At 78.5% G+C, this 1,258-nt stretch carries 2 protein-coding genes; both read right to left on the bottom strand.

Annotated features, from left to right (window positions below; all coding sequences use genetic code 11):
* A partial coding sequence (locus AB0J52_RS41265; protein WP_500188714.1) for a hypothetical protein occupies positions 1–232 on the bottom strand: 232 nt, incomplete at its 3' end.
* An 11-nt stretch (positions 233–243) separates the two neighbouring features.
* A partial coding sequence (locus AB0J52_RS41260; RefSeq protein ID WP_500188712.1) for a polysaccharide biosynthesis protein occupies positions 244–1,258 on the bottom strand: 1,015 nt, incomplete at its 5' end.

Here is a 1,258-nt window from a genome sequence, read left to right as displayed (position 1 = left end):
CCTCGCCGTGCAGCACGTCCGGGCCCGGCCCGTCCCCGGACCCGCCCGACCCGCCGGGCGAGCCGTCCGCCGCGGCGCTGTCCATGCCGACGCCGCCGGTGATCACCGCCCGCTCGTACCGCTCGGGGTCCAGCGCGAGCGCGCCGTTCAGCGCCACGTTCCCCGCGCCGCCGTTGAACCGGGTGATCACGGTGGCGACGCGCAGCTTGCGGTCCGGGTCGAAGGCTTCCAAGGCGCACCCCTCTACAGGCCGGGCGGATCGGCCGGCGACCCCGCGTCGCGCGGCGCGGCGGCGGACGGCTCGGGCCGCCGCGCCGGGTGGTACTCGGGCAGCAGCCGCCGCAGGATCCGCCGCACCCGGACCGCGTCGCCGCCGGCGGCGGCCGCGGCGAGCCCGTCCAGCAGCGCCGGCAGCCCGGCGGCGGGCGGCGGCGCGGGCCGGGTCGCCCAGATCATGGGGTGGGCGGTGCGCAGCCGCGCCTCGCAGTCGGCGAACGGCTTCTCGGCGAGCTTCTCGCCCGGCCCGAGCCCGCAGAACCGGATCGTCACCTCCGGCAGCCGCAACTGCTCGGCGTACCGGTGCACCAGCTCGACCACCGGCACCGGACGGCCCATGTCCAGCACGAACGTCTCGGCCTCCTCGGCGAGCGCGGCGGCCTCCAGCAGCAGCCCGGCGGCCTCCTCGGCGGTCATGAAGTGCCGCGCCACCTCCGGATGGGTGATCGTCACGGTCTCCCCGGCCGCGATCCGGTCGGCGAGCGGCCCGAGCAGCCGCCCGCGCGGGCCGAGCACGTTGCCGATCCGGACGGCCGCGAACCGGGTCGGTCCGCCCGCCGCCGCCTGCAGCAGGAACTCGCCGAGCCGCATCGTCGCGCCGAACACCGAGGTCGGGTCGGCGGCCTTGTCGGACGACAGGAACACCAGGTGCCGCGCGCCGTGCCGGACCGCGCCGTCCACGACGTGCCGCAGCCCGAGCACGTTGCCCGCGACGCCCTCGCACGGGTCGCGCTCCACCCGGCCGAGGTCGTGCCGCCCGGCGGCGTGGAAGATCAGCTCGGGCCGGGCGGCGGCGAGCACGGCCGCGACCGCCGCGCCGTCCCGGACGTCGGCGGGCGCGACGGTCACCCGGGCCTCCGGCAGCCGCGCGGTCATCTCGTGCCGCAGCCGCGCCAGCCCGGCGGCGTCGATGTCCACGAGCGCCAGTTCCGCCGGGTCGAGCCGCTTCAGCCCGTGGCACAGCGCCGAGCCGACCGTCCCG

This window comes from Spirillospora sp. NPDC049652, from assembly GCF_040675125.1.
Taxonomy (GTDB): domain Bacteria; phylum Actinomycetota; class Actinomycetes; order Streptosporangiales; family Streptosporangiaceae; genus Spirillospora.
Note: the sequence above shows the minus strand (reverse complement) of the source record. Positions and strands in the feature narration are given on the sequence as shown.